The organism is Prevotella heparinolytica (assembly GCF_004342845.1).
GTDB lineage: Bacteria > Bacteroidota > Bacteroidia > Bacteroidales > Bacteroidaceae > Bacteroides > Bacteroides heparinolyticus.
The window spans coordinates 1-1,311 of sequence record NZ_SLXB01000063.1 but is presented as its reverse complement, the minus strand read 5'-3'; the positions used below and the strand labels follow the sequence as shown (position 1 = coordinate 1,311).

The 1,311-nt window shown below is 39.4% G+C and carries 1 protein-coding gene; it reads left to right on the top strand.

Annotated features, from left to right (window positions below; genetic code table 11):
* Window positions 1-128: 128 nt before the first annotated feature.
* Window positions 129-1,298, top strand: a complete 1,170-nt coding sequence (locus tag EV202_RS14930) for an IS4 family transposase (RefSeq protein WP_131927618.1) — start codon at window positions 129-131, stop codon at window positions 1,296-1,298.
* The last annotated feature ends 13 nt before the right edge of the window (window positions 1,299-1,311 follow it).

The following is a 1,311-nucleotide window of genomic DNA, read 5'->3' as shown; positions in this document are numbered from 1 at the left end:
CACTAGTGGGCACTTTAAATTAAACATCGTTCTTTGAAATCTTTGATAATCGCATAGTTATGTATCTTTTTGTAGCGTGACGATTTGAATTGAAAAGTTGTTTTAGCTTTGTCCAAAAGCTCAAAACAATGAATCAAGGCAAATATATCTTCGCTCAACTTACAGATTTTCTTCCCCGTCGTGTCTTTGACCGTTTGGTAGAGAAGTATTCCGGGAATAAGAAAATCAGAACATTCACCTGTTGGAATCAGATGCTGTGCATGATCTACGGACAACTGACCGCCCGAGACAGTATGCGTGACCTTATGCTCAGCCTTGAGGCACACAAGAACAAGTATTATCACTTGGGATTCGGTCCAACAGTTAGCCGTACCAATCTGGGGAAAGCAAACCGGAATAGAGATTATCGTATCTACGAAGAATTTGCTTATACCCTGATTGCGGAAGCCCGTAATAGCTACAACAAAAATGACTTCGAGGTGAAAGTTGACGGTAATGTTTATGCCTTTGATTCCTCCACCATAGACCTTTGTCTGAATGTTTTTTGGTGGGCGGAATTTAAGAAACACAAAGGAGGCATCAAACTTCATACCTTGTATGATGTAAAGACTTCCATACCGACAATCGTACTGGTAACCAATGCTAAAGTACATGACGTAAACATGCTGGATGAGTTGAGTTATGAAAAGGGAAGTTTCTATATCATGGATAAAGGATATGTTGACTTCACCCGTTTGCATAAGCTTCACACCAGTGGTGCTTACTTCGTTACACGTGCAAAAGATAATATGAGATTCCGTAGAATGTATTCCCGTGAAGTCGATAAAACAACCGGAATAAAATGTGATCAGATTGGAATGCTTGAAACGTATAAATCGCTCAAAGCATATCCGGACAAACTCCGGCGGGTTAAATACTACGATGAAGAACTGGACAGAGAATTTGTGTTCATCACCAACAACATGGAACTATCAGCAGAGGAAATTGCTTTGCTATACAAGAACCGTTGGCAGGTGGAACTATTTTTCAAATGGATAAAGCAACACCTGAAAGTAAAATCTTTTTGGGGCACCACGATGAATGCAGTCAAGATACAAGTGTACTGTGCCATCATAACATACTGTCTGGTTGCCATTGTCGCTTACAGATTGAAAGTTAACCGTCCAATCTACGAAATTCTACAAATTTTGAGCTTTTCTCTACTGGATAAAACGTCTGTAAGAGAGATACTTACCGATTGCGATTACAAAAATGTCAAAGAACTAAATTATAAACAATTGAAAATCAGATGGGATTAAGTGCCCAGCAGTG